We start from the raw sequence: 21,905 nt of genomic DNA, 5'->3' as shown, positions 1-21,905 counted from the left end.
CAGGCGTTGATCGGGAGATACCGATGTCAGACCAGTTCCTTCACGATTGCCTCGATGACCCGCGCGACGACGCTTCCAGGGCATCCGATTTGCTCGCGCCTGCATCTGACCCCAGCGAGGTCGTGACGATGCTGATCGGCGCGACCGTTCATGAGGTCGAACGCGAACTGATGCTGCAGACACTGGCGCGTTGCGACGGTAACCGCACCCACGCCGCCCGCGTGCTCGGCGTCTCCGTCCGGACCATGCGCAACAAGATCAGGCAGTATTCGGCCGATGGCGTCGACGTGCCGGCGCATGGATAGCTGATGGCTATCGCAGGAGCGCGCTGGTATCCAGCACCCATGTGGAGCCCTGCAACCGGCCTTCGGTCTGCATCTCGACATCGACCAGATGCGCCTTCGGCTCAAAGCCGCGGATTTTGACAGTGAGCGGCCTGGCGAATTGCCATGCCTCGCGCGCCCGCAGCAGGCCGTCCTGATACGACGCCAGCGCTTTTGAAGCGCCGCCCTTCTTCAGTGCCTGCCATCGCGCCAGCTTCGCGCGATCCCCGAACCAGATCGAATCCGGTTTCACCTGCATGGATGCGCCGGGGCGTATCTCGCCGGCATGCGCTGCGCTCATGAAGGCCAACAAAGCCAGCAGCGCCAGAACTGATTTCATATGTCGTCGCCCGTCGCCCTGATGAGAGCGTAAGTCGCCGCGGATCCCGTTCCGGTTCGACAGGGCTCGGCAATTCGCGGGCGCACCTTGCGTAGACCTGCTACGCTGGCCCGTCACACATGAGCGCGAGGCCTGATCATGCCCATCCAGCACTTCCCGCCCCCTCCCGGAATCAAGGCGCCGCCGCTGTCCTATGCGGCGCGGGTCGGCGATCTCCTGTTCGTCTCCGGCATTCCCGGCTTCGACGCCGATGGTCAATTGCCGCAACAATTCGAGGCGCAGTTCGGATTTGTGGTGCGCACGATCAAACGGGTGCTGAAGGATGCCGGCACCGACATCTCGCACCTCGTCAAGGTCAACGTTCTGCTGACGCGCGCGTCCGACGTGGCTCCGATGAATGCTCTGTATGCCGAAGCCTTCGGACCACCGCCGTATCCGGCGCGCACCACTTGCGTGGTTCAGGCGCTGCCCAATCCGGCGATGCTGATCGAGATCGAGTGTGTGGCTTCGCTACCGTGAGGGCGCTCATCGGCCGGCCATCGCATCCTTCACCGTCTCGCTGACGAAATCGGCGGCACGGCGGAACGCTGTGTCGGTATCGCCGCGAAAGGTGACGGCGCGGCGCATCACCAGTTGCTCGCGCTCGACATCGAACAACTGCACCTCGCCCCATTGCACCAGCGTACTCATCTTGCGGATGCCGCCATAGACCAGGTAACGCGCACCGTCGCGGCGCGCTGCGGCGACGAGATCGTCGGGCGCCATGCTGACGGCCGTGCAGGCGGGCTGCGGACAGGCCGGGCGCACCACGCGGTAGTCGCGCTGCGCCAGCCCGTCGCGCAGGAGTGCAGCGAAGATGGTCATGCGCTCGCGATGCTGCGCGGACTGGTCGGCCTCCTCGCCTGAGGTGTCGCTATAATCGAAATCGGCCACCGCGACAGCGAGCTGCCCGGCAGCCGCTGCCGGCGCAGGTGTCCCCAGCAACGCCGCAGCGCCGCACAGCAACCACAGGATCCGCCCTCTCCGCATGTTCTCCTCCCTGATCGTCTGTTCGCCGCCACGCCAAACTGCCGCGAATACCCGCAGGTCAAGCGACAGCCGATGCTAGTCCGCATGTGGTGAAGCGCAACGGGCAATGTCTGTGGTGGCATGGCGGCAGCGGTGAATTGAAGCCGTCATCCATCCCCTGTTAAAAGCGGCCGGACAGAATCAATACGGAGTGTGAGGCGTGGCAAAAGATACGATCAGCCAAACCGGATTGCGCGGCCCCCGCGGCGAGCCGGGGCTTCCCGGACCGCAGGGCCATCCCGGACGGCCGGGGCCGGAAGGTGCGCAGGGCAAGCCGGGCGCGGCCGGCAAGGCCGGCGCCAATGGCAAGCCGGGACCGCAGGGCAAGCGCGGCGAAACCGGGTTGCAGGGCAAGGCTGGCATCAACGGAAAGGCTGGCGCCGACGGCAAGCCGGGTCCGATCGGACCGCAGGGCAAGGCCGGGCCGCAGGGACCACGGGGTGAACAGGGCCTTCAGGGCAAGCCCGGTGTGCAGGGTGAAGCCGGGCCGCGCGGCGAGCAAGGTCCTCCCGGCACGCTGCCGACCCTCGAGCAGATCATGCCGTGGCTGCACATGGTGTTCGATGCCTGGGAAGACCACCGCCAGATGCGCGCACGCGAAGCGCAGGAGCGCGAGGAAGCCCTGCGGCTCGAGCAGCAGCAGGAAGTTGTCGAGCGCGTCGCTGCGCTGATCGAAGCCGACACTGCTGCAACCGACGAACCGGCCGACGACAATGACGGCGAGAAGAAAAAGAAGAAGCGCAAACACAAGAACAAGGACGACTGACGCGTCGTCGTTGAAGCGGCACGGACATGGTCCGTGCCGTCCTGCCCTCGCCTACATGGTCCGCTGCGGCGCGGTCTGCAGCAACTCTTGCAGTTGCTGCTTGTAGAATTTCGCACCACCCGTGGTGAGATGACCGCGGGTCTCGGTGCTTGCAGGAATCAGCAGCAGTTTCGCATTTTTGATCCGCTTCAGCGCGGCATCCATCAATCCGGTCTCCGGCGGATTGCGCTCGTCATCAGCAGCGTTGATCGCGAGCACGACGGACGCGATCTTTTCCAGGCCTGCCGATGGATTGTAGTCGCGCGACGATTCCCACTGATAGATGAAATCATTTGCATCGGCGACAAACGGCGCCTTGAGCCGGTCATCGACATTCCTGTCGGCAGTCTCGCCAGTCGGCGCCAGCATCTGATAGGCCAGCGTGCCGCCGGCTGTCGCGACGCCATACATCACGCTGGCATATTTGATCATGCCAGGCTGCGATGTGTAGTGGCCGGCCTTGTAATCCGGATCGGCGCGCACGGTCTCGATCATCATGCGCCGCATCATCCAATTGCGCGCACTCATCTCGGTCGGTTGCGACGCCATCGGCACCAGGATGTCCATTACATCAGGATATTTGGTGCCCCAGATCCAGGCATGCATGCCGCCCATGGAGTTGCCGATCACCATCCGCACATGCTTGATGCCGAGCCCTTCAATCAGAAGCCGGTGCTGGGCATCGACCATATCGTCGTAATTGTATTTCGGAAATGCGGTTTTCATTCCGTCAGAGGGTTTCGACGATTTGCCGTGGCCGAGCGCATCGGGAATGATGATGTAGTATTTTGTGGCATCGAGCGGCTGGCCCGCGCCGAACATCTCGCCCGCAAAAGCAGGCGTCAACATGTTGAGCGCCGAACCGCCGGTGCCATGCAGCACCAGCACCGGCTGGCCGCTCGGCTCACCCACCGTCGTGTAATGCAGCTTCAACTCCGGCATCACATGGCCGGTGTGAAACTTGAAATCCTTCGCGATCCAATCGCCCTGCTTTGGCGCAGGATAATCGGCGGCGAACGCCGTAACGGCAGCAAGCGAAGCACATGTCACAACGGCAGCAGCGCATAATGCGCGCATCGAACGGCTGGGCATCGTCATCCTCCCCGGCGCAGCCATTTGATCGGGCTGCTTGGTACAAATGCTAGCACGGCGGCACGGGCCAGGAGACCATCGGATCGATACTGCAGCGCAGCGATCCCCAGTTCGTCGCTCCGGGCATATTTTTTGGGCAGGCATGACAGCCATAGCTCGGGCTTAATCGTCGCAAGAATCCGAGTCGTCCCGTGCGGCACCCGGCGTCCGCGCGTGATGCAAAACCGATGTGAGGTTCGCATGCGGGGATTGATGCAGATTGCGCTGCTGGCAGCGCTCACCGTGATGGCGACGACCGCTCACGCCATCGATCGCGGACAGTTCAACGATGTACCCGACGATATCCGGGCCTGGTTCAAGAGCGTCATCAGTCCCAATGGCGTGCCGTGCTGCGATATCTCGGACGGTCATCGCACCGAATATGACGTCCGCAACGGCGCCTATTGGGTGCCGATTGAGGGCGTATGGATGGAGGTGCCGACACGTGCCGTGATCCGCGATCGCGGTAATCCGGTCGGCGAGGCCGTGGTGTGGTACGTGCATCACCGCGGCGTGGTCATCATCAGCTGTTTCGTTCCGGCTGACGCCGTGTGATCACGATCACGAAACGGTGCCAGGGTGCGGCCTTGCAATCCGCAGGCAATCGGGCCCTAGTTGAGGCATTCTGTGCGCGGTGCGTCAGGTCACTCTGGCCACGCCCTCGCCTCGCCACGGGCACTACAGGATAAAGAGAGACCGATATGACGGAAGTGACCTATGTGATCGTCGAGCATGATGGCGGTTGGGCCTACAAGGTTGGCGCCGTCTTCTCCGAGCCGTATGCGACGCACGCTCTCGCCACCGCAGCCGCCAAACGCGCCGCTGCCGAGCAGAGGGTACCGGGACGCACCGAGGTGATTTCCTATGAGGACGAAAAAGGACAGTGGCACGAGGAAACCGCCTCGGGCAGCGATCGTCCCAATACCCACATCATCGATAAGGCCTGATCGCGAAGACAGGTGAGTGATCCAACTGACATCAACGCATCCAACGGCGCCGGCATTGCCGCATCTCGCCGTGCCGGAGAAGTTGTTGCTGATCACGCTCGCCTGCCCTTCGCGCGTGAACTCGTCATCGCCACCGGCATCTTTGAAGATGTCATCCTCTGGCCCTGGCGATACAAAGACGCCGCGACCTCATCGCGAACGGGCCAAATCGGCAAACAACATACGCTACAGAGTCATGTGGTGACTCCGGCGTCGGTTGCGGTGCTGCCTGCGCGACTGTTCCGCAATGCGCCACCATGCTAGTTTTGCATGATCAGATCATATCGGGAGGGCAGACGTGACTGACGTCGCAGCAGACGAACTCCGCACCATTTATCCAACACCGCATCCGCGCGTGATCGCCAAGGCGCGACCGACGCTCGACATGCATTCCAGCAAATTCATCTCGCTGTCCCCGTTCTGCGTGCTGGCCTCCTCGGGCCCCGACGGCACCGTCGACGCCTCACCGCGCGGTGGCGGCGTCGGCTTCGTTCGGATTGCCTCGCCGACCGAGCTGCAGATGCCGGATCGTCCTGGCAACAACCGCATCGATACGTTTCAGAATCTGATGGCAGGCAGCGGCCATGTGCAGCTGATCTTCTTCGTTCCGGGCATCGACGACACCTTACGTGTCAGTGGCGTCGCCAAGCTGATTAAGGACCCGGAACTGATGGCGTCGATGGAAGAATTCGGCAAGCTCCCGCGCGCGGTGCTGAGCATCACAGTGACCGAAGCCTATTTCCATTGCGGCAAGGCGCTGATGCGTTCGAAGCTGTGGTCGCCCGAAGTACAGGTGAAGCGCTCGGTGATGCCAAGCATCTCCGAGATGGTGCATGATCAGACCAAGCTTGGTGAGCCGATGACGCAGGAACAGATCGACGTCGCCTATCGCCAGCAACTGTAGTTGCAGGATCCGCCATCCGATCAAAGGATCCGGGCCACAAGGCCGCCAGCGGCCCGCAACAACCGCCGTTGAAACATTCATCTTAAGGTTGTATAATGGCAACGCTTGGGGAGAGCGTTGTGCGTGGCGTTGCGTTGATCCAGCTGATGACGGTCGCGAGCCTCATCCTTGGCGGCTGCATACGCGATCCATTCGTGACGGAACTGGGCGAAACCTCTGCAGGCGAATGGCTGATCCCGCACCAGATCGACCGCATTACCGGGGCCGAGCTACCGAGCGCCTATGTCTTTGCCGAAGCGTCAAACAGCAATTTGGATTTTCCGCGCGTCTCGTCATTGCTGCTGACATGCATCGATGGTGCGCCACTGATCCGCTTCGCCTTTGATTTCAAGATCGGCAGCAGCCGCAACACTGTGCTGGGCTATCGATTCGATGGAAAGCCTGGTCACGACGACGTCGGCTCGCGGGTTGTGCGGGGAAATCAGATCATCGTCATTGAAGACAGGGCAGAGATCGCAACCTTCGTGGGCGAGCTTGCCGGTTCGAAGACGTTGTATGTCCGGATCAGGTCGATCAACGGGGGCCGAACGGCCGTCGAATATCCGCTGGAGGGATCCGCTGCGGCGATCCGCTCGGCATTCTCGAAATGCGACATGCCTAAACCGCCCCTGCCGGAACAGGGGCGGACGACATTGTCCGGCGTCTATTGAGACGCCGCAGAGAATGCGGGCTTAGAACTCGCTCTCGAGGCCGCCCATGTGCTTCTGGGTGTAGAGATCGATGCCGATCCGCTCGATCAGATCGAGCTGGGTTTCGAGGAAGTCGATGTGACCTTCCTCGTCCTTCATCAGTTGCTCGAACAGATCGCGCGAGACGTAATCCTTGACGCCGTGGCAATAGGTGGCCGCTTCTTCATAAAGCGTGCGGGCGCCGATTTCGGCCGCCAGATCGCATTCGATGATTTCCTTGACCGTCTGGCCGATGCGCAACGGATCGAGAACCTGCATGTTCGGGAAGCCGTCCAGGAAGAGAATGCGGTCGGTAAAACGATCCGCGTGATTCATCTCTTCAATGGATTCCTTGCGCCACATCTTGGCCATGTCGACCAAGCCCCAGTGATTCAGGAGCCGGAAGTGCAGCCAATACTGGCTGATCGCTGTGAGCTCACTGCGCAGGCCCTTATTGAGGAATTCGATGACCTTCGGGTCGCCCTTCATGATGTTCTCCTGTCTGCCGAACCCGTCCGAAACAGGCCCCATCTAAACTTAGAATCTTTCTAAGTCAGATTCAGCACCAGAACAACCCCCTTTGCCTAATTCGGCAAGGAGCGTGGAAAAGCAGGGAAGCTGTTGAATTTATAAGTGCTTAGGCTGCCGCTTCGATCGAGGCAATATCCGCCAGTTCGACATGCGCATGCGTCTCGGTGTGAGACTGCCCATGGGCCGCCGTATGCGGGCAGCCGGCACAGCAGGACTTGGCACAGGCACCCAGCGCCTCGTCCATGATCTTCTTGATCGTCCGTACGCACCGACCGCACTGAGCGCTGCAACCGAGGCATCCATAGACCTGCCCCGGCGTACGCGGCGGACGCGCTCCGGCAACGGCACTACGGACATCATGGTCGGAAAAGACGTTGCAGGAACAAACGATCATGAGATGAAGGCGAACTCGCAGGTCAGGACTCCTCTTGGATATGTAAGAGGCCGACGCGATGCAAAAGGAAAACACCGATTTTGAAGCTATTCCAAACTACTGATCCCATGGGAGAAATTGGAACGAATCTAAAATACGTCCAGGCCTCGCAAACGCCGCGACCAGAAGGCGGCTAGCCGCTAAATGCCCCTATCCGGCAACCGTCTGTAACGCGGCATGTCCTGGGGAGGGTCAAGGACCTCGGTCCCGAATGGCTTTAAGATCAAGATGTAACCTAGATCGCGCGGTCCCGTTCATTGATCATTCAAGTGAAGTATGAAACTTTTCGCGGCAGGCAGCGCTATTTGTGAGCGAAGCCGATTGAGAAAGGGAATGCCATGAAGAAAACTCTGATGGCCATTGCCGCTGTTGCCACCCTGGCCGTTTCCGCCATGGCCCCTACATCGGCGAGCGCGCAGCACTGGCACGGACATGGCGGCGGTGGCGCGGTGGCTGCAGGTCTGATTGGCGGCGCCCTGCTTGGCGGCGCGATCGCTGCCGGTTCGGGATACTATGGTCCCGGCTATTACGGTTCTGGCTACGGCTATTACGGCCGCCCCGCCTATGTGGCTGGCCCGGGCTATTACGGCGACTGCTTCTGGCAACGTCAGCGTTTCTGGGACGGCTATGGCTGGCGCATTCGCCGCGTCCGCGTGTGCGGATGAGATCGTACGATCTCCGGGATCATGTGATCGCCGAGATCACTCTGATCTCTTTTCACGCATCGGAAACCTACGACATTTCCAGTGCGTGATGCTTGCAATGGCCCGAAAAAACCGCTTTTTCGGGCCACTGACTGGCTAACGTTTACATCGAATTGACGGTTGGGCGCTTTTCTAAGTGAGACCGCCGATTCGAAGCGCAGCGTGAGTAAACCTTTTAACCGCGCGTCGCTTGCGACGCCCTTCTGGAGAGACCTGAGATGAAGAAGACGATTTCCGCCTTGCTCGCCGCCGCGACGGTTGCCGGTTCGCTGGTTGCTGTTGCGCCTGCCGCAAAGGCCGATGGTGGCCGCATCGCCGCTGGCGTTGCCGGTGGCCTGATCGGTGGCGCTCTCCTCGGTGGCGCCATTGCAGCCAGCCGTCCGGCTCCGGCCTATGGCTACGGCTACGCCCCCGCTCCGGTGTATGTCGAACCGGCCTGCCGCATTGTCCGTCAGCGCGTCTGGGACGAATATCGCGGCATCTGGCGTTCGCGCCCGGTCGAGGTTTGCGACTAATCGCAACGACCTCGCGATCCAAAATTCGAAAGCCCGGCCTCGCGGCCGGGCTTTTTCATTTGCGAGTGTTTTTATCGGTGTCTATCGCGCGTTCATCGCACGCAGCACGGCCTCGCTCGGCCAGCAATCGAGCTTGAGGCCCGCGGATTTCTGGAACGCACCGAGCGCCGCACGGGTCTTCATACCGGCTTTGCCATCGAGCTTGTCGCTATAGAGGCCGAGCGACGTCAGATGGCGCTGCATCGCCTCCACATCGGTGCTGCGCAATTGCTTCGTCGCGGACCATGGCGTCGCGAATGGCTGACTATTGGCAATGCGATCGGCGACATGGCCGACAAACAGCACATAGAGGTCGGAGAAATTGTACTCCTTGATCACGAAGTAGTTCTTCGTGGTCAGGAAGGCCGGCCCATAGATGCCTTCGGGCTGCAGCAGCGAGGCAGGCTGCGCCTGTTCGGCGCTACCGAGCTTCTCGCCGCGCACCGGCACAAAACCCGCGCGGATCCATTCCCCGATCGGCTTTGTCACCTCCGGCACGCCCATGGTGCAGTCGGCATTGGCTGGCGCACGCACTTCATAGGCCCAGCGCAGACCGCGCTGCCAGCCTTTGTTGACGAGTTGCTGCGCGGCCGACGCGAGTGCGTCCGGCACCGACTTCCAGATATCCACGCGGCCATCGCCGTCAAAATCGACACCGTGCTTTTCGAGCTCGGACGGCAGGAATTGGGTAAGACCTGTCGCGCCGCCCCAGGACACACGCAGATCCTGACGCGAGACCACGCCGCTCTCGATCAGTTTCAGCGCCGCTATGAACTCGCCGCGATACTGCTCCTTGCGCCGCCCGACATAGGCCTGCGTCGCCAGCGTACGAATGCCGTCGTAAGGCAGGCGGTGACGGCCGTAGTCGGTCTCACGTCCCCAGATCGCCAGGATGATGGTGCCCGGCACGCCGGTCTGCTGCTCGATGGTCTGCAACGTCTTGCGATGCTGCTCATAGAGGCGCCGCCCCTCACCCGCGAGCCTGATGATGCTGGCTTCCTTCAGATAGTCGGCGGGCACCTGCACGAATTCCGCCTGCGACGGCGCACCGGTGGCGGGACGGCCCGGCAGGATGAGATCGGGCAGCTTGTAGTCAGGCTCCAGCCCGCGCGTGACCTCATCGAAGGTCTTGCGCGAGACGCCTGCCTTTTGTGCTTCGGGCCAGAGCGAGGCGATGAAGCTCGTGAAGTTTCCGTCCGCAGCAGCGAGGGATGGAACCGGCTTGGTCAGCAGGCACAGGACAACGACGAATGAAAACGATCGCAGCAGTGTCCCCATGCCGGGCCTCACCATCAATGCGCGTGGCCTCGATGGCCCTGCTTGCCGTGACCATTCTCTGCCGGATGCGGAGTAATTCCGTTCGAGAGCTTGTCCACATAGGCGATGCCGACGGCCGAGAGAATGAACACGATGTGGATGATGGTCTGCCACATCACGCCGGTTTCGGTGTAGTTCGTCGTCCGCGCGCTGGTGCTGCCGAGATTGCCGGCCTCGATGAAGGTGCGCAGCAGATGAATCGACGAGATGCCGATGATCGCCATCGCCAGCTTGATCTTCAGCACGCTGGCATTGACGTGGCTGAGCCATTCCGGCTCGTCCGGGTGGCCGTTCAGGTTGAGCCGCGATACGAAGGTCTCGTAGCCACCGACGATCACCATCACCAGCAGGTTTGAGATCATCACCACGTCGATCAGGCCGAGCACGACCAGCATGATCTGCTGCTCGCTGAAGTCGAACGAGTGCGCGATCAGATGCCAGAGCTCTTTCAGAAACAGCACGACATAAACGCACTGCGCCACGATCAGGCCGAGATAGAGCGGCAACTGCAGCCAGCGCGAACCAAAGATCAGCGCCGGAATCGGTTGCATCGCGCGGCCTTTTCCCAGGGGCGGCAATGGCGTTTCGGGCGTCATGGACATATCGGGGGCTCGCTATGGGTCGAATCGGACTGTGGTGAAAGCGCCGACCTTATAGCGGCGCGTGCTGGGCACGAAGATGTCGTGCATGCGCGGCAACTGGCCGCATCAGCTATTTGACAGCGACGATGAAGATCCGCGGGAACTTCAGCAGCACCTTGCCATCCGCCTGCGGCAGATAGCTGGCGGCGATGCGGGCGGTATATTCAGCGAGGTAAGCCTTACGCTCCGGCGGCTCCAGCGGATCGACGAAGGGACGCAGACCAGTGCCCTTCACCCATTCCACGATGGCGGTGGCATCGGCGAGTGCGTGATTATAGACCGTGTGCCAGATCTCGATCCGCGAGCACAGCGGCTGCAATGCATCGTAATATGCACCGGGTTTCGGCAACGAGTCGCGCAGCTCTGCGGCCTTCGAGAGCTGCTTGCGCCATGGCTCGAGATAGGCAACTTCGCGCATCAGAATGTGCGAGGGTTCGTCGAGATTGTCCGGCATTTGCACGGCCAGCACGCCGCCAGGCGGCAAGGCACCGACCAGACGCTTCAGCTGCTTGATGTGATCCGGCACCCACTGAAACACAGCATTGGCAAACAGCACTTCGGTGCCGGCCGGCGCTACCCAATGGGCGATATTGGCTTCGATGAAGGTCTGCGCGGGCAGACGTTCCCGCGCCTGCCGCAGCATATCGGCCGATGTATCGACACCGATGACCGATGCCTCGGGCCAGCGATTGACCAGAAGCTCCGTCGAGTTGCCGGGACCGCAGCCGATGTCGACGACCTTGCGGGCATCAACGAGTGGAATCTGCGCGAGCAGATCCCGTGCCGGCCTGGTTCGCTCGTCCTCAAACTTCAGATACTGCTGCGCGCTCCAGTCGGCCATTTGAGAGTTCTCCTCAGCGCGTCAGTTTCTTGTATTTCACGCGATGCGGGATGATCGAATCCTGCCCGAGACGACGCATCTTGTCCTTCTCGTAGTCCTGGAAGTTGCCTTCAAACCATTCGACATGGCTGTCACCTTCGAAAGCGAGCATATGCGTCGCGATACGGTCGAGGAACCAGCGGTCATGGCTGATGATCACGGCGCAACCGGCGAAGTCTTCCAGCGCCTCTTCCAGAGCACGCAGCGTGTCGACGTCGAGGTCGTTGGTCGGTTCGTCGAGCAGCAGGACGTTGGCGCCGGACTTCAGCATCTTGGCGAGATGCACGCGGTTGCGTTCACCGCCTGACAGTGAGCCGACCTTCTTCTGCTGGTCGCCGCCCTTGAAGTTGAACGACGAGCAGTAGCCGCGCGAATTGACTTCCTTCTTGCCGAGCAGGATCAGTTCGTTATTGCCCGAGATTTCTTCCCAGACGGTCTTCTTGCCATCGAGCGCATCGCGCGACTGGTCGACATAACCGAGATGAACGGTCTCACCGACGGTGATCGTGCCGCTATCGGGCTTCTCCTGGCCGGTGATCATCTTGAACAATGTGGTCTTGCCGGCGCCGTTGGCGCCGATGACACCGACGATACCGCCGGGCGGCAGCTTGAAGGTCAGATTATCGATCAGCACGCGATCGCCATAGGCCTTGGTGAGCCCTTCGAAATCGACGACGTTGTCGCCGAGACGCTCGGCCACCGGAATGGTGATCTGCGCGGTCTGGGTCTGCTTCTCGCTGGCTTTCTTGAGCAGCTCTTCATAGCGCTGGTAGCGCGCCTTCGACTTGGCCTGACGGGCCTTGGGCGACGAGGCGATCCATTCCTGCTCGCGTTCCAGCGTCTTCTGATGCGCGGCGTCCTCGCGGCCTTCCTGCGCCAAACGCTTCTGCTTCTGCACCAGCCAGGACGAGTAGTTGCCCTCATAAGGAATGCCACGACCGCGATCGAGCTCGAGAATCCAGGACGTCACGTTGTCGAGGAAGTAGCGGTCATGGGTCACGATCAGGATCGCGCCAGGATAGTTGCGCAGATGGCCTTCCAGCCATGACACGGATTCGGCGTCGAGATGGTTGGTCGGTTCGTCGAGCAGCAGCAGTTCGGGTGCATCGAGCAGCAGCTTGCACAGCGCGACGCGGCGGCGTTCACCACCGGAGAGCTTGGTGACGTCGGCATCGTCAGGCGGACAACGCAGCGCGTCCATCGCCTGATCGACCTTGCTGTCAAGATCCCAGAGGCCCTGGGCCTCGATCTCGTCCTGCAGCTTGGTCATCTCGTCGGCGGTCTCTTCCGAATAGTTCATCGCCAGCTCGTTGTAGCGATCGAGAATCGCCTTCTGCTTGGCGACGCCAAGCATGACGTTCTCGCGCACGGTCAGAGCGGCGTCGAGCTGCGGTTCCTGTTCGAGATAGCCGACGCGCGCACCCTGCGCGACCCACGCTTCGCCGGTGTATTCCTTGTCGAGGCCGGCCATGATCTTGAGCAGCGTCGACTTACCGGCGCCGTTGACACCGAGCACGCCGATCTTGGCGTCCGGGTAGAACGACAAATGGACGTTATCCAGCACCTTGCGGGTCGGATAGGCCTTGGTCAGACCCTGCATGAAGTAGACGAATTGGCGAGCCATCGTGATCCTTGAAAACCGCAGCTAGCGTGGAAAATGGGTTGTGGCTGATGTAGCGGCGTGGCCCCGAAAGGGCAACCGGGGTTCTTAAGGATTTGGTAACTCTGCACTTCTTCGAGGCAGCCATTGTGACAATTAAAACCGCTTTTTAACGACTTCCGCCAAGAGTGCTGGCAGGGCGATCAATCATGCCCCTCGCGACTGAAGTCGCGGGCAGACAGGCGGAGCCTCGTCATGGCAACCACGACATCAGTCCCCTCTCCAGCCGCCGCCGAAACCCGCGCGGCACGCCCAGGCCTCCTCCACGAAATCCGGACGTTCTGGCAGCTGTTCTTCGTCGCTGCCTTCGATCCTTACCGGCCCGAGCAGCACTATATGCGCGGTCCCGGCCCTGCCTGTCGCGCCAAAGACTCATCCAAGCCGGCCTCGCCGTCACATTAAGCTGATCGAACTGCTGCCGACGATACAGGCGCTTGCGCATGCCCGCGAGGCGCGCAATGTGTCCACCCCCTGACGGCCTCAACAGCCGTCATCATCACACCGGATGGACGATCCCATGACGCGGCTGCGCTGTGCAATTCTCGACGACTACCAGAACGTGGCGCTGAAACTCGGCGACTGGCGTGCGCTTGATGATCGCATCGAGGTCACGGTGTTTGACAAGCCGTTCGCGTCGGCAGACGAGGCAGCCACGGCGCTGAAGGATTTCGAGATCATCTGCGCCATGCGCGAGCGGACGCCGTTTCCGCGCGCAGTGTTCGAGGCGCTGCCGAAACTGAAGCTCCTGATCACGTCAGGCATGCGCAATGCCGCCATCGATTTTGAAGCTGCCAAGGCGCATGACGTCACCGTCTGCGGTACCGCGATGGTGGGTAATCCGACGGCCGGTCTCACTATCGGCCTGATGCTGGAACTGACCCGCAAGATCGGCTTTGAAAACGCGCGCATGAAGGCGGGCATGCCCTGGCAGGTCACGATCGGCGAGGACATCGAAGGCAAGACACTGGGGATCATCGGCCTCGGCAAGCTCGGCAGTCAGGTCGCTGGCATCGGCCGCGCGCTGGGCATGAAGACCATTGCCTGGAGCACCAATCTGACGCCCGAGGCCTGCGAAAAGGCCGGCGTGACCTACGCGACCAAGGAAGAACTGTTCGCCCAGGCCGACATCATTACGATCCACCTCGTCTTGAGTGATCGCTCGCGCGGATTGGTGTCACGGGCGGATCTCGCACGGATGAAACCAACCGCCTATCTCATCAACACAGCACGTGGCCCGATCGTGGATGAAGTCGCCCTGCTCGAGACCTTGCAGGCCGGGAAAATTGCCGGTGCCGGCATCGACACCTATTCCCACGAACCGCTGCCGCTCGACAGCCCGCTGCGCAAGCTCGACAATGTCGTGATCACGCCGCATCTCGGCTACGTCACTGCTGAGAATTACAAACGCATCTATGCAGAGATGATCGAGGGCATCGGTGGCTGGTTGAATGGCGCACCGGTTCGCAAGCTCAACTGACGCACGCTTTCATAGCGCAAAAGAAAACGGGCGCTGTGTGATCACACAGCGCCCGTTTTCCTGAAATCAGCTGAAAGAAATCAGCGAATGCTCACCGGAGCCGGTAGCGGCTGAACCGATGTCGGCTGGGTGCCGGGCAGCGGCGCTGGAGCAGCGCTGGCACTCGGGCCGGGCACCGGCTGCGCAGAGGCGGTCGTTGCCGGAGCCTTGCCCGGCATCACCACCACGCGGGTGCCGACCTTGACGCGCTCGAACAGATCCGAGACGTCGTCGTTCAGCATGCCGAAACAGCCAGAAGACACCGATTTGCCAATGGTCGAGGGCTGGTTGGTACCGTGGATACGATACACGGTGGAGCCGAGATACATCGCGCGGGCGCCGAGCGGATTGCCTTCGCCGCCAGCCATGAAGCGCGGCAGATAGGGCTGACGCTCGATCATCTCGGTCGGCGGATGCCAATCCGGCCACTCCGCCTTGCGGGTGATCTTCTGGACACCGTTCCATGTGAAGCCGTCGCGGCCGACGCGGACGCCATAGCGCATCGCCCGGTTGTTACCGAGCACATAGTACAAATAGTAGTTCGGCGTATCGACGACGATGGTGCCCGCGGGCTCCTTGGTGACGAAACTTACTTCCTGCCGGCGAAACTGCGGCGGCAACTGCGCAGGACCGGTTTCCGGCTGATCTTCCGGAGGCAGCGAGGCAACCATCACCGAGGCGCCATTGGCACCACGACCCGGATCCTGGCCTTGAAGGAAGCCGGTCACAGGAGCGCCTTGACCGCCCATCCCTTCCGGGGGACGCATTGCGCCATCGCCATTGCCGCGGTTCGAATAGACCACCGGCGGCGCCATCGGGCGACCATAGCGCGGATCATCGGGCGACATCACCGGGCCCTGCGGCATGGCGCGATCGGAATAGACCGGGGCAGCACCGGCAGGACGGCCGTAGCGCGGATCATCCGGAGACATCACCGGGCCCTGAGGCGCAATACCGGGCGCGGACAGACCCGTCATCGGCCGGCCGCCGCGCGAGGGCGGAGCGTCATCTTCGTCGAGTGCATCGAAATCCGGCATGGCATCCAGTGCGCGATCGGCGCGCGAATTGGCCGGATAGCCGCCCGGAGGATAGTTCGGATCGGCCGGGATCGAATAGCCGCTTGGCGTGCCCACGGGATAGCCCTGCGCCACCGCAAGCGAATGACCCGCGACGCTGCCGAGTGCCACGGTCGCCAATGTCGTCAAAACACGCTTGATCATCATTGCCCTTGTATAAGCTCAAGCAAAAACCGGAACATGCCGTCAGATCGCGCAGGATAGCGGCGCATTCAAGACAATTCCGGAAAAAAGCTTCCCATTTCGGTCATATTCGCGAGATCGCACGCCGGCGTGGCTATCTTGCCTCACCCCCGTTGAAATCACGGCCCGGAAACCTGCCAATTGTTGTGCATCCCACTTTTTAACAAACGGTTCCTGAGGCTGTGCGTTATCCTCAAATGGACGTGATTCGCGACGCTTTGGCGGCAGCCGATGTCGCAGTACGGATCACTTCCAGTGTTGTCACCGCGTTCCCATCGTTCGAAAGCCTTCCACGATCTGTCCGAAGGCGGAACTGCCATTCATGCTTCCGGGTTTCCGATTTCTGTTCGCAGCCGTCCTGCTCACAGTGTCGCTGGTCGTCTTCGGCCTCGGTGCCGCAGCCCTGCTGCGTTCTGCTCATCAGGAATTCGCGACCATTCCGACCAGACATGCGCCGCCGCAGACCGTCTTTGCCCAGCAGCCCGTCGAAGCTCCGCCGACATTGGCCATGCTGCGCGTCGAGGCACCAGCCCCTGAGACTGCCGCGCCGTCGGTGGCCCCCGTGACAGCGGCAGCCGAACCAGCGCCTGTCATCACCGCCCCCGCAGACACTGAAAACCCAGCTAAAGCCGAGACCGTCGCAGCCCTGTCGACACAGACTGCACCATCAATCGAGACGCCCGCCCCGGTGGCGGCGACGCCGAAGCCTGAAGTTGCAGCGAAGTCGGAAGCGACGCAGATCGAAGAGCGGGAGCCTCTAACGACGGTTGCCGTTGCACCAGCGACCTCCGTCGAACCAGTTGCTGCCCCTCCTCCCGAACCTGCCGCCGTTCCAGCACCCGCCGCCGCAGAGGTTACAGCAGGGCCACAGCCGACAGCGACGCTCACCGATGACGACGCAAAATTGTCTTCGACGAAAATTGCGATGCTGGGCGGACCGCCCATCAATACCGAGTTGGTTCCACTGCCGAAAGCCAAGCCTGCTGCAGAGCCCGCCAAGAAGATCGTGAAGAAGCGCATCGTCGTCAAAAAGCGACGCGTAGCCTCGAGGCCTGTGGCCGCCGCTCCACAACAGCCGACCGACCCGTTCGGATTGCCGGTCGCGCGCTGACCTTGATCCCGGTTACGCCGGGCCGGTCGCGACGGGCGGACCGTCGGGCTGCCCCCATTCCGACCACGAGCCGTCATAGAGCGCTGAACCGCGCACGCCGAGACGATAAAGCGCCAGCGTCAGCACTGCGGCCGAAACGCCGGAACCGCATGTGGTGACAATGGGACTTCCGAGATCGAGTCCGGTGCCGGCAAAGGCTTTGCGCAACTCTTCGAGTGGCTTCATCGTGCCGGTCGCAGCATCGAACAAAAGGTTGTAAGGCAGGTTGCGGCTGGCGGGGATGTGACCGGAGCGAATACCCGCGCGCGGTTCAGGGACACTTCCCTCGAAACGATTGGCGGCACGCGCATCGATCAATTGCTCTTTGCGCGAATCCAGATTGGCAACCACCTGCGCCTTGCTGCGGACGTACGACTTGTCGAGCGTGGCGCTGAAAGTGCCAGGCTTCGGTGACGGCTTTCCGGTTTCCGTCGCGCGGCCTTCGGCCTTCCACTTCTTCAACCCGCCATCGAGCACCTTCACATTGGCATGGCCGTAAGAGAGGAACATCCACCACGCCCGCGGCGCCGCGACCCAGCCACCTGCATCATAGGCGACGACCGTATCATCGGAGGAAATGCCGAGCGCGGCGATGTCGCGCGCGAACTGGTCAGCATCCGGATACATATGCGGCAGATCGACGGAATGATCGGACACTGCATCGACATCGAAGAACACCGCACCAGGAATGTGTGCCGCCAGATAATCATCGACCGGCAACGGCAGCACGCCTGGCATCTTGAACGAGGCGTCGATGACCTTGACCTTGGGATCGCCGAGATGAGCGGCAAGCCATTCGGTGGAGACGAGAGGATCGGTGCTGGTCATGAGATGTGTCCCGTTGATTTCTCTCGGCCGTCATTGCGAGGAGCCCTTGCGACGAAGCAATCCAGTCTTTCTTTGTGGCCCTCTGGATTGCCGCGTCGCTTCGCTCCTCGCAATGACGGCGTATGAATTTGACGACGTCGACTAGACTTTCGACGCCTTCGGCTCGACCTTCTCGACCGCGCCGCCCGCATTGCGCCAGGCGGTGAAGCCACCGCCCAGATGCGCCACCGGCTTCAGGCCCATATCGGCCGCGGTCTTGGCCGCCAGCGCCGAACGCCAGCCGCTGGCGCAATGGAAGATGAATTTCTTGTCTTCCTGGAAGACCGGCTTGCCATAGGGACTTTCCGGATCGATCCAGAATTCCAGCATGCCACGGGTGCAGGAGAACGAGCCCGGGATCCTGCCTTCGCGTTCGATCTCGCGGGGATCGCGGATATCGACGATCACGACGTCGGAGCTCTGCGCAGCTTTCATCACATCTTCGACGCTCATCGTCTCGATCTGCTTGTTGGCTTCGTCGAGCAGCGCCTTGTAGCCGCGGGTAATCGTTTGGGTCATGCTTTTCGCACCAGTTCCTTCATTGCACCTTCGAGACCTTCAATCGTCAGCGGATACATCCGTTCCGAGAACAGCCGCCGAATGATGGTCGTGGACTCCGAGTAATCCCAGTGCCGCTTGGCGACAGGATTGAGCCACACCGCGTTTGGATAGGTCTGGGTGATGCGCTCCAGCCAGACCGAGCCGGATTCTTCGTTCACATGCTCGACCGAACCGCCGGGCACCATGATCTCGTAAGGCGACATCGAGGCGTCGCCGACGAACACCACCTTGTAGTCGTGGGCGTATTTGTGCAGCACGTCCCAGGTCGGCGTGCGGTCAGTGAAACGGCGTTTGTTCTGCTTCCACACGCCCTCATAGAGGCAGTTGTGGAAGTAGAAATACTCCATGTGCTTGAATTCGCTTTTCGCGGCCGAAAACAGTTCCTCGACCTGCTCGATATGCGAATCCATGGATCCGCCGATATCGAAGAACACAAGCACCTTGACCGCGTTGCGCCGTTCCGGCCGCATATGAACGTCGAGATAACCGTGATTGGCGGTCTCGCGGATGGTGGTGTCGAGATCGAGCTCATCCGGCGCACCGGTGCGGGCAAACTTGCGCAGACGGCGCAGCGCCACTTTGATATTGCGGATTCCAAGTTCGACATTGCCGTCGAGATCCTTGAACTCGCGCTTATCCCAGACCTTCACCGCGCGCCGGTGGCGGCTCTTTTCCTGGCCGATGCGGATGCCTTCGGGATTGTAGCCTTCGGCGCCGAACGGTGATGTCCCGGCGGTGCCGATCCATTTGTTCCCGCCCTGATGGCGTTCCTTCTGCTCCTCAAGGCGCTTCCGCAGGGTTTCCATGAGCTTGTCCCAGCCCATGGCCTCGATCTGCTTCTTCTCTTCCTCGGTCAGATATTTCTCGGCGAGTTTCTTCAGCCACTCGGCAGGAATCTCCGCCTTCTCCATGGCGTCAAGCAGGCTCTCAAGCCCTTTGAAGACCGTGCCGAACACCCGATCGAACTTGTCGAGATTGCGCTCGTCCTTCACCAACGCGGCGCGGGACAGATAATAGAAATTCTCCACCGACTGATCAGCGAGGTCGGCGTCGAGCGCCTCCATCAACGTGAGATACTCGCGCAAGGTCACCGGGACCTGCGCATCGCGCAACGATGTGAAGAATTGCAAGAACATGATTGACAGATTGCCCGACCACCCGCGCCCGTCAAGGGCCGGATGTAGTAGAACCCTACACAGCTCCGTGGCTCGCCATCGCAGCGCACGCCCGAAATAAGCGAGATTTGTCAGCAAACCGGGACGAATTCCGCTCCACGGCATGGTGAAGCAATCGTTTGTCAGATTGCAGGTATTTGTTTCAACAATTCCGGCGTCAGTAACCACGCAGCGCGGTGTCCCGCCATCGGCGGGCATTCTTAGCTATCGTGAAAGCAACGACGGCCATCGTGATGGCCTGTTTTGCAGTCAACGTCGAATCGAATGACCGTGCCCACGACACCGACCAGCAGTTCGCCGAGCCGGCTCTCCGCGCCGGGCGTGATCGTCACGCTGTTCGTGCTGGCGATGAGCGCGTGCGTGCTCGGGCTTGTCGTCTGGAAGGCGCTCGATGCCCGCCAAACCGTGCTGGCACAAAGCGAGACCGACACTCGAAACCTCGCACATTCGCTGGTCGAACATGCTTCGCACACGATACAGGCCGTTGATGTCGCCATGAGCGGGATGGCGGATCTGCTGAAGTACCAAAACCCGCAGCCGGATCGCTTCAATACGTTTCTGGCCAATACGGCAAATGCACTGCCGCAGCTGCGCGAACTCGGCGTATTCGATACGCTCGGCAACTGGCGCTATTCCTCATTGCCGGAAACGCCAACGCACAATAATTCCGATCGCGACTATTTCATCTATCATCGCGACCACGCCGACTCCAGTATCAGGGTCAATACCCCCATCACGTCGCGGCTAACCGGCCGTCCGTCAATCATCCTGTCGAAGCGAATCTCCGGCCCCGATGGCAGCTTCAAAGGTGTGCTGACGGGTGCGATCGACACCCGGTATTTCGGCGATTTCTACAAGACATTCCAGATCGGCGAGAGCGGCGGCATCAGCCTGATCCGAAGCGACGGCACGCTGCTGATTCACTGGCCATCGATGGAAGTCGGGAAGGACCTCTCCGGAACTCAACTCATTCAGACCCGTCTGAAACAGAGTCTGGCAGGCTTCTACAAGATCGATTCGCCGTTTGACGGTATCGCCAAATATTTCAGCTACGAGCAAACCACCCAGTATCCGCTGATCGTCACAGTCGCCATTCCCGAGGATCAGGTGCTGGCGACATGGAAGAGCAATCTGCTATCCGACGTTATCGTTGCTTCGGTCCTGCTCTGCACGGTGATCCTGCTCGCCGCACTGCTATCGACCCAGTTTCGCTTCCGCCTCAACATGGAAAACGCGCTTCGCGAGCGCGAATCCCGCTATCGGCTGCTCGCCGACAACATCGCTGATGTGATCATTCTGCTCGATCGTTTCGGAAACATCGTCTTTGTCTCGCATTCGGTCGAGCTCGTTTTGGGACATAGTCCAAAAGATCTGCTCGGGCGCTCCTGCTTCGAATTGGTGCATCCGGATGATATCGAAGCTGTGAAAGCGGCCAGCGCGCAACTGAAAGATCTCACAGCGAACCGCACGGTAATTTTTCGGACTTATCGTGACGACCAGTCACTCGCTTGGGTGGAGGTTAACTTCAAACTGGCCACCCGCGAGATCGATCGCGACAAGGTCGAAATCGTAGGCGTGCTGCGCGACGTCACCTTGCGCAAGAGCATGCAGGACGAGCTGACGGCGCTGAATTCCAAACTCGCCGAACTCGCAACCACGGACGGACTGACGGGACTGGCAAACCGGCGCACCTTCGACAGCTTTCTGCACCGTGCCTATGAGCAACATGAACAGATGTCGATGCTGTTGATCGACGTCGACAACTTCAAGGGCTACAATGATAGCAACGGCCACCAGGCCGGCGACGACTGCCTGAAACGCGTCGCAGCCGTCATTGCCGATGCCACGATCAATACGCCGGCATTGTCAGCACGCTACGGTGGCGAGGAATTTGCCATCGTTTTGCCGGACGTATCCGAAGCCGATGCCATCACAATCGCGGAAGCCCTGCGTCTTCGGGTCAGGGCACTGGAGATTCCAAATATGGCATCAAGCCGTAGCCACCTGTCGATCAGTGTCGGCGTTGCCAGCCGGAACAGCCAAACCTCAAACGAAGCCGTCCTGGTCGGCGAGGCCGATCTGGCGCTTTACGAGGCCAAACGACGTGGCCGCGATTCCGTGGTCGCCAATTCGGCGCTGCAACGCGAATATTTCAGCGCGGGCTTTTCGCACAACGGCTGATCCGCCAATTGCCGCCAGGTCGCCCGGCCCTTCCCCACCATGATATGTTCTTCGTCATCGCAAAAGGTCCCGCAAAGTGCCCGGAATGGTGGCTGGACCTGACCAATAATTCAATTAAACTTCGCCCGGAAACGTGCCGGCAGGTCCAAATCGGCCAGCGGCTTAACATCATAACGGGGATGGCGCGGCAC

The 21,905-nt window shown here is 60.9% G+C and carries 26 protein-coding genes; 13 read left to right on the top strand and 13 right to left on the bottom strand.

Annotated features, from left to right (window positions below):
* The first annotated feature begins 23 nt into the window (after nucleotides 1-23).
* Complete coding sequence (locus tag AB8A27_RS05380) at nucleotides 24-305, top strand: helix-turn-helix domain-containing protein (RefSeq protein ID WP_441241013.1); 282 nt, start codon at nucleotides 24-26, stop codon at nucleotides 303-305.
* Between the two features lie 7 nt (nucleotides 306-312).
* On the opposite strand, the gene AB8A27_RS05375 is transcribed toward AB8A27_RS05380, so the two are convergent.
* Nucleotides 313-663: a hypothetical protein gene (locus AB8A27_RS05375; protein WP_441241012.1), complete on the bottom strand. Its 351-nt coding sequence runs from the start codon at nucleotides 661-663 to the stop codon at nucleotides 313-315.
* A gap of 138 nt (nucleotides 664-801) precedes the next feature.
* On the opposite strand from AB8A27_RS05375, the gene AB8A27_RS05370 reads away from it, so the two are divergent.
* Nucleotides 802-1,182, top strand: coding sequence for a RidA family protein (locus AB8A27_RS05370; protein WP_441241011.1), 381 nt, complete (start codon nucleotides 802-804; stop codon nucleotides 1,180-1,182).
* Nucleotides 1,183-1,188: 6 nt separating this feature from the next.
* Here AB8A27_RS05370 and AB8A27_RS05365 read toward each other — a convergent pair whose 3' ends face one another.
* Nucleotides 1,189-1,692 (bottom strand): DUF2380 domain-containing protein, encoded by a 504-nt coding sequence (locus AB8A27_RS05365; protein WP_441241010.1) that lies wholly within the window; start codon nucleotides 1,690-1,692, stop codon nucleotides 1,189-1,191.
* 199 nt (nucleotides 1,693-1,891) lie between these two features.
* On the opposite strand from AB8A27_RS05365, the gene AB8A27_RS05360 reads away from it, so the two are divergent.
* Nucleotides 1,892-2,497, top strand: coding sequence for a collagen-like protein (locus AB8A27_RS05360; protein WP_441241009.1), 606 nt, complete (start codon nucleotides 1,892-1,894; stop codon nucleotides 2,495-2,497).
* A 51-nt stretch (nucleotides 2,498-2,548) separates the two neighbouring features.
* Here the strand turns inward: AB8A27_RS05360 and AB8A27_RS05355 are convergent, their stop codons facing one another.
* A complete protein-coding gene (locus AB8A27_RS05355) occupies nucleotides 2,549-3,613 on the bottom strand; it encodes an alpha/beta fold hydrolase (protein WP_441244832.1) in 1,065 nt (354 codons plus the stop codon).
* 255 nt (nucleotides 3,614-3,868) lie between these two features.
* Here AB8A27_RS05355 and AB8A27_RS05350 point away from each other — a divergent pair, with 255 nt between their 5' ends.
* From AB8A27_RS05350 to AB8A27_RS05335, 4 genes are all read left to right on the top strand, one after another.
* Nucleotides 3,869-4,222, top strand: coding sequence for a hypothetical protein (locus AB8A27_RS05350; RefSeq protein WP_441241008.1), 354 nt, complete (start codon nucleotides 3,869-3,871; stop codon nucleotides 4,220-4,222).
* A 146-nt stretch (nucleotides 4,223-4,368) separates the two neighbouring features.
* Nucleotides 4,369-4,614 (top strand): DUF2188 domain-containing protein, encoded by a 246-nt coding sequence (locus tag AB8A27_RS05345; RefSeq protein ID WP_092150944.1) that lies wholly within the window; start codon nucleotides 4,369-4,371, stop codon nucleotides 4,612-4,614.
* A gap of 337 nt (nucleotides 4,615-4,951) precedes the next feature.
* Nucleotides 4,952-5,557, top strand: coding sequence for an MSMEG_1061 family FMN-dependent PPOX-type flavoprotein (locus AB8A27_RS05340; protein WP_092150938.1), 606 nt, complete (start codon nucleotides 4,952-4,954; stop codon nucleotides 5,555-5,557).
* A 119-nt stretch (nucleotides 5,558-5,676) separates the two neighbouring features.
* The gene (locus AB8A27_RS05335; protein WP_441241007.1) at nucleotides 5,677-6,267 is read left to right on the top strand and encodes a hypothetical protein; all 591 of its coding nucleotides are present in this window, start codon (nucleotides 5,677-5,679) and stop codon (nucleotides 6,265-6,267) included.
* Between the two features lie 21 nt (nucleotides 6,268-6,288).
* Here the strand turns inward: AB8A27_RS05335 and bfr are convergent, their stop codons facing one another.
* Complete coding sequence (gene bfr / locus AB8A27_RS05330; protein WP_092150935.1) at nucleotides 6,289-6,774, bottom strand: bacterioferritin; 486 nt, start codon at nucleotides 6,772-6,774, stop codon at nucleotides 6,289-6,291.
* A 148-nt stretch (nucleotides 6,775-6,922) separates the two neighbouring features.
* Nucleotides 6,923-7,210, bottom strand: a complete 288-nt coding sequence (locus tag AB8A27_RS05325; RefSeq protein WP_092150932.1) for a (2Fe-2S)-binding protein — start codon at nucleotides 7,208-7,210, stop codon at nucleotides 6,923-6,925.
* A 377-nt stretch (nucleotides 7,211-7,587) separates the two neighbouring features.
* On the opposite strand from AB8A27_RS05325, the gene AB8A27_RS05320 reads away from it, so the two are divergent.
* Nucleotides 7,588-7,914, top strand: coding sequence for a hypothetical protein (locus tag AB8A27_RS05320; protein WP_441241006.1), 327 nt, complete (start codon nucleotides 7,588-7,590; stop codon nucleotides 7,912-7,914).
* Nucleotides 7,915-8,171: 257 nt separating this feature from the next.
* A complete protein-coding gene (locus AB8A27_RS05315; RefSeq protein ID WP_092150925.1) occupies nucleotides 8,172-8,468 on the top strand; it encodes a hypothetical protein in 297 nt (98 codons plus the stop codon).
* An 81-nt stretch (nucleotides 8,469-8,549) separates the two neighbouring features.
* Here the strand turns inward: AB8A27_RS05315 and AB8A27_RS05310 are convergent, their stop codons facing one another.
* The 4 genes from AB8A27_RS05310 to ettA form a co-directional block, all read right to left on the bottom strand.
* Nucleotides 8,550-9,785, bottom strand: coding sequence for a lytic murein transglycosylase (locus AB8A27_RS05310; protein WP_441241005.1), 1,236 nt, complete (start codon nucleotides 9,783-9,785; stop codon nucleotides 8,550-8,552).
* A gap of 14 nt (nucleotides 9,786-9,799) precedes the next feature.
* Complete coding sequence (locus AB8A27_RS05305) at nucleotides 9,800-10,426, bottom strand: TIGR00645 family protein (RefSeq protein WP_441241004.1); 627 nt, start codon at nucleotides 10,424-10,426, stop codon at nucleotides 9,800-9,802.
* A gap of 109 nt (nucleotides 10,427-10,535) precedes the next feature.
* Complete coding sequence (tam, locus tag AB8A27_RS05300) at nucleotides 10,536-11,306, bottom strand: trans-aconitate 2-methyltransferase (RefSeq protein WP_441241003.1); 771 nt, start codon at nucleotides 11,304-11,306, stop codon at nucleotides 10,536-10,538.
* Between the two features lie 13 nt (nucleotides 11,307-11,319).
* Entirely contained in the window at nucleotides 11,320-12,969 is a 1,650-nt protein-coding gene (gene ettA, locus AB8A27_RS05295) for an energy-dependent translational throttle protein EttA (protein ID WP_441241002.1), read from the bottom strand.
* Between the two features lie 231 nt (nucleotides 12,970-13,200).
* Here ettA and AB8A27_RS05290 point away from each other — a divergent pair, with 231 nt between their 5' ends.
* Together AB8A27_RS05290 and AB8A27_RS05285 are read left to right on the top strand one after the other, a co-directional pair.
* The gene (locus AB8A27_RS05290) at nucleotides 13,201-13,407 is read left to right on the top strand and encodes a hypothetical protein (protein WP_441241001.1); all 207 of its coding nucleotides are present in this window, start codon (nucleotides 13,201-13,203) and stop codon (nucleotides 13,405-13,407) included.
* A 115-nt stretch (nucleotides 13,408-13,522) separates the two neighbouring features.
* On the top strand, nucleotides 13,523-14,482 hold the full coding sequence (locus AB8A27_RS05285) for a D-2-hydroxyacid dehydrogenase family protein (RefSeq protein WP_441241000.1): 960 nt from the start codon (nucleotides 13,523-13,525) through the stop codon (nucleotides 14,480-14,482).
* Between the two features lie 80 nt (nucleotides 14,483-14,562).
* Here AB8A27_RS05285 and AB8A27_RS05280 read toward each other — a convergent pair whose 3' ends face one another.
* Nucleotides 14,563-15,744: a L,D-transpeptidase family protein gene (locus AB8A27_RS05280; RefSeq protein WP_441240999.1), complete on the bottom strand. Its 1,182-nt coding sequence runs from the start codon at nucleotides 15,742-15,744 to the stop codon at nucleotides 14,563-14,565.
* Between the two features lie 358 nt (nucleotides 15,745-16,102).
* Here AB8A27_RS05280 and AB8A27_RS05275 point away from each other — a divergent pair, with 358 nt between their 5' ends.
* Nucleotides 16,103-16,891, top strand: a complete 789-nt coding sequence (locus AB8A27_RS05275) for a hypothetical protein (RefSeq protein ID WP_441240998.1) — start codon at nucleotides 16,103-16,105, stop codon at nucleotides 16,889-16,891.
* Between the two features lie 12 nt (nucleotides 16,892-16,903).
* On the opposite strand, the gene sseA is transcribed toward AB8A27_RS05275, so the two are convergent.
* The 3 genes from sseA to AB8A27_RS05260 all read right to left on the bottom strand — a co-directional run bounded on the left by sseA (nucleotide 16,904) and on the right by AB8A27_RS05260 (nucleotide 19,494).
* Nucleotides 16,904-17,758, bottom strand: coding sequence for a 3-mercaptopyruvate sulfurtransferase (gene sseA / locus AB8A27_RS05270; RefSeq protein ID WP_441240997.1), 855 nt, complete (start codon nucleotides 17,756-17,758; stop codon nucleotides 16,904-16,906).
* 141 nt (nucleotides 17,759-17,899) lie between these two features.
* Nucleotides 17,900-18,316 carry a rhodanese-like domain-containing protein gene (locus tag AB8A27_RS05265; RefSeq protein ID WP_441240996.1) on the bottom strand — a complete coding sequence of 139 codons (417 nt, stop codon included), beginning with the start codon at nucleotides 18,314-18,316 and terminating at the stop codon, nucleotides 17,900-17,902.
* On the bottom strand, nucleotides 18,313-19,494 hold the full coding sequence (locus tag AB8A27_RS05260; RefSeq protein WP_441240995.1) for a vWA domain-containing protein: 1,182 nt from the start codon (nucleotides 19,492-19,494) through the stop codon (nucleotides 18,313-18,315). The genes AB8A27_RS05265 and AB8A27_RS05260 overlap by 4 nt, the downstream gene beginning before the upstream one ends.
* A 303-nt stretch (nucleotides 19,495-19,797) precedes the next feature.
* Between AB8A27_RS05260 and AB8A27_RS05255 the strand changes: the two genes are divergently transcribed.
* Complete coding sequence (locus AB8A27_RS05255) at nucleotides 19,798-21,714, top strand: diguanylate cyclase (RefSeq protein WP_441240994.1); 1,917 nt, start codon at nucleotides 19,798-19,800, stop codon at nucleotides 21,712-21,714.
* The last annotated feature ends 191 nt before the right edge of the window (nucleotides 21,715-21,905 follow it).

Origin of the sequence: Tardiphaga sp. 768_D3_N2_1 (genome assembly GCF_052076105.1) — a bacterium.
Lineage (GTDB): Bacteria > Pseudomonadota > Alphaproteobacteria > Rhizobiales > Xanthobacteraceae > Tardiphaga.
The sequence above is the reverse complement of the archived record's forward strand: the minus strand, read 5'-3'. Positions and strand labels throughout refer to the sequence as shown.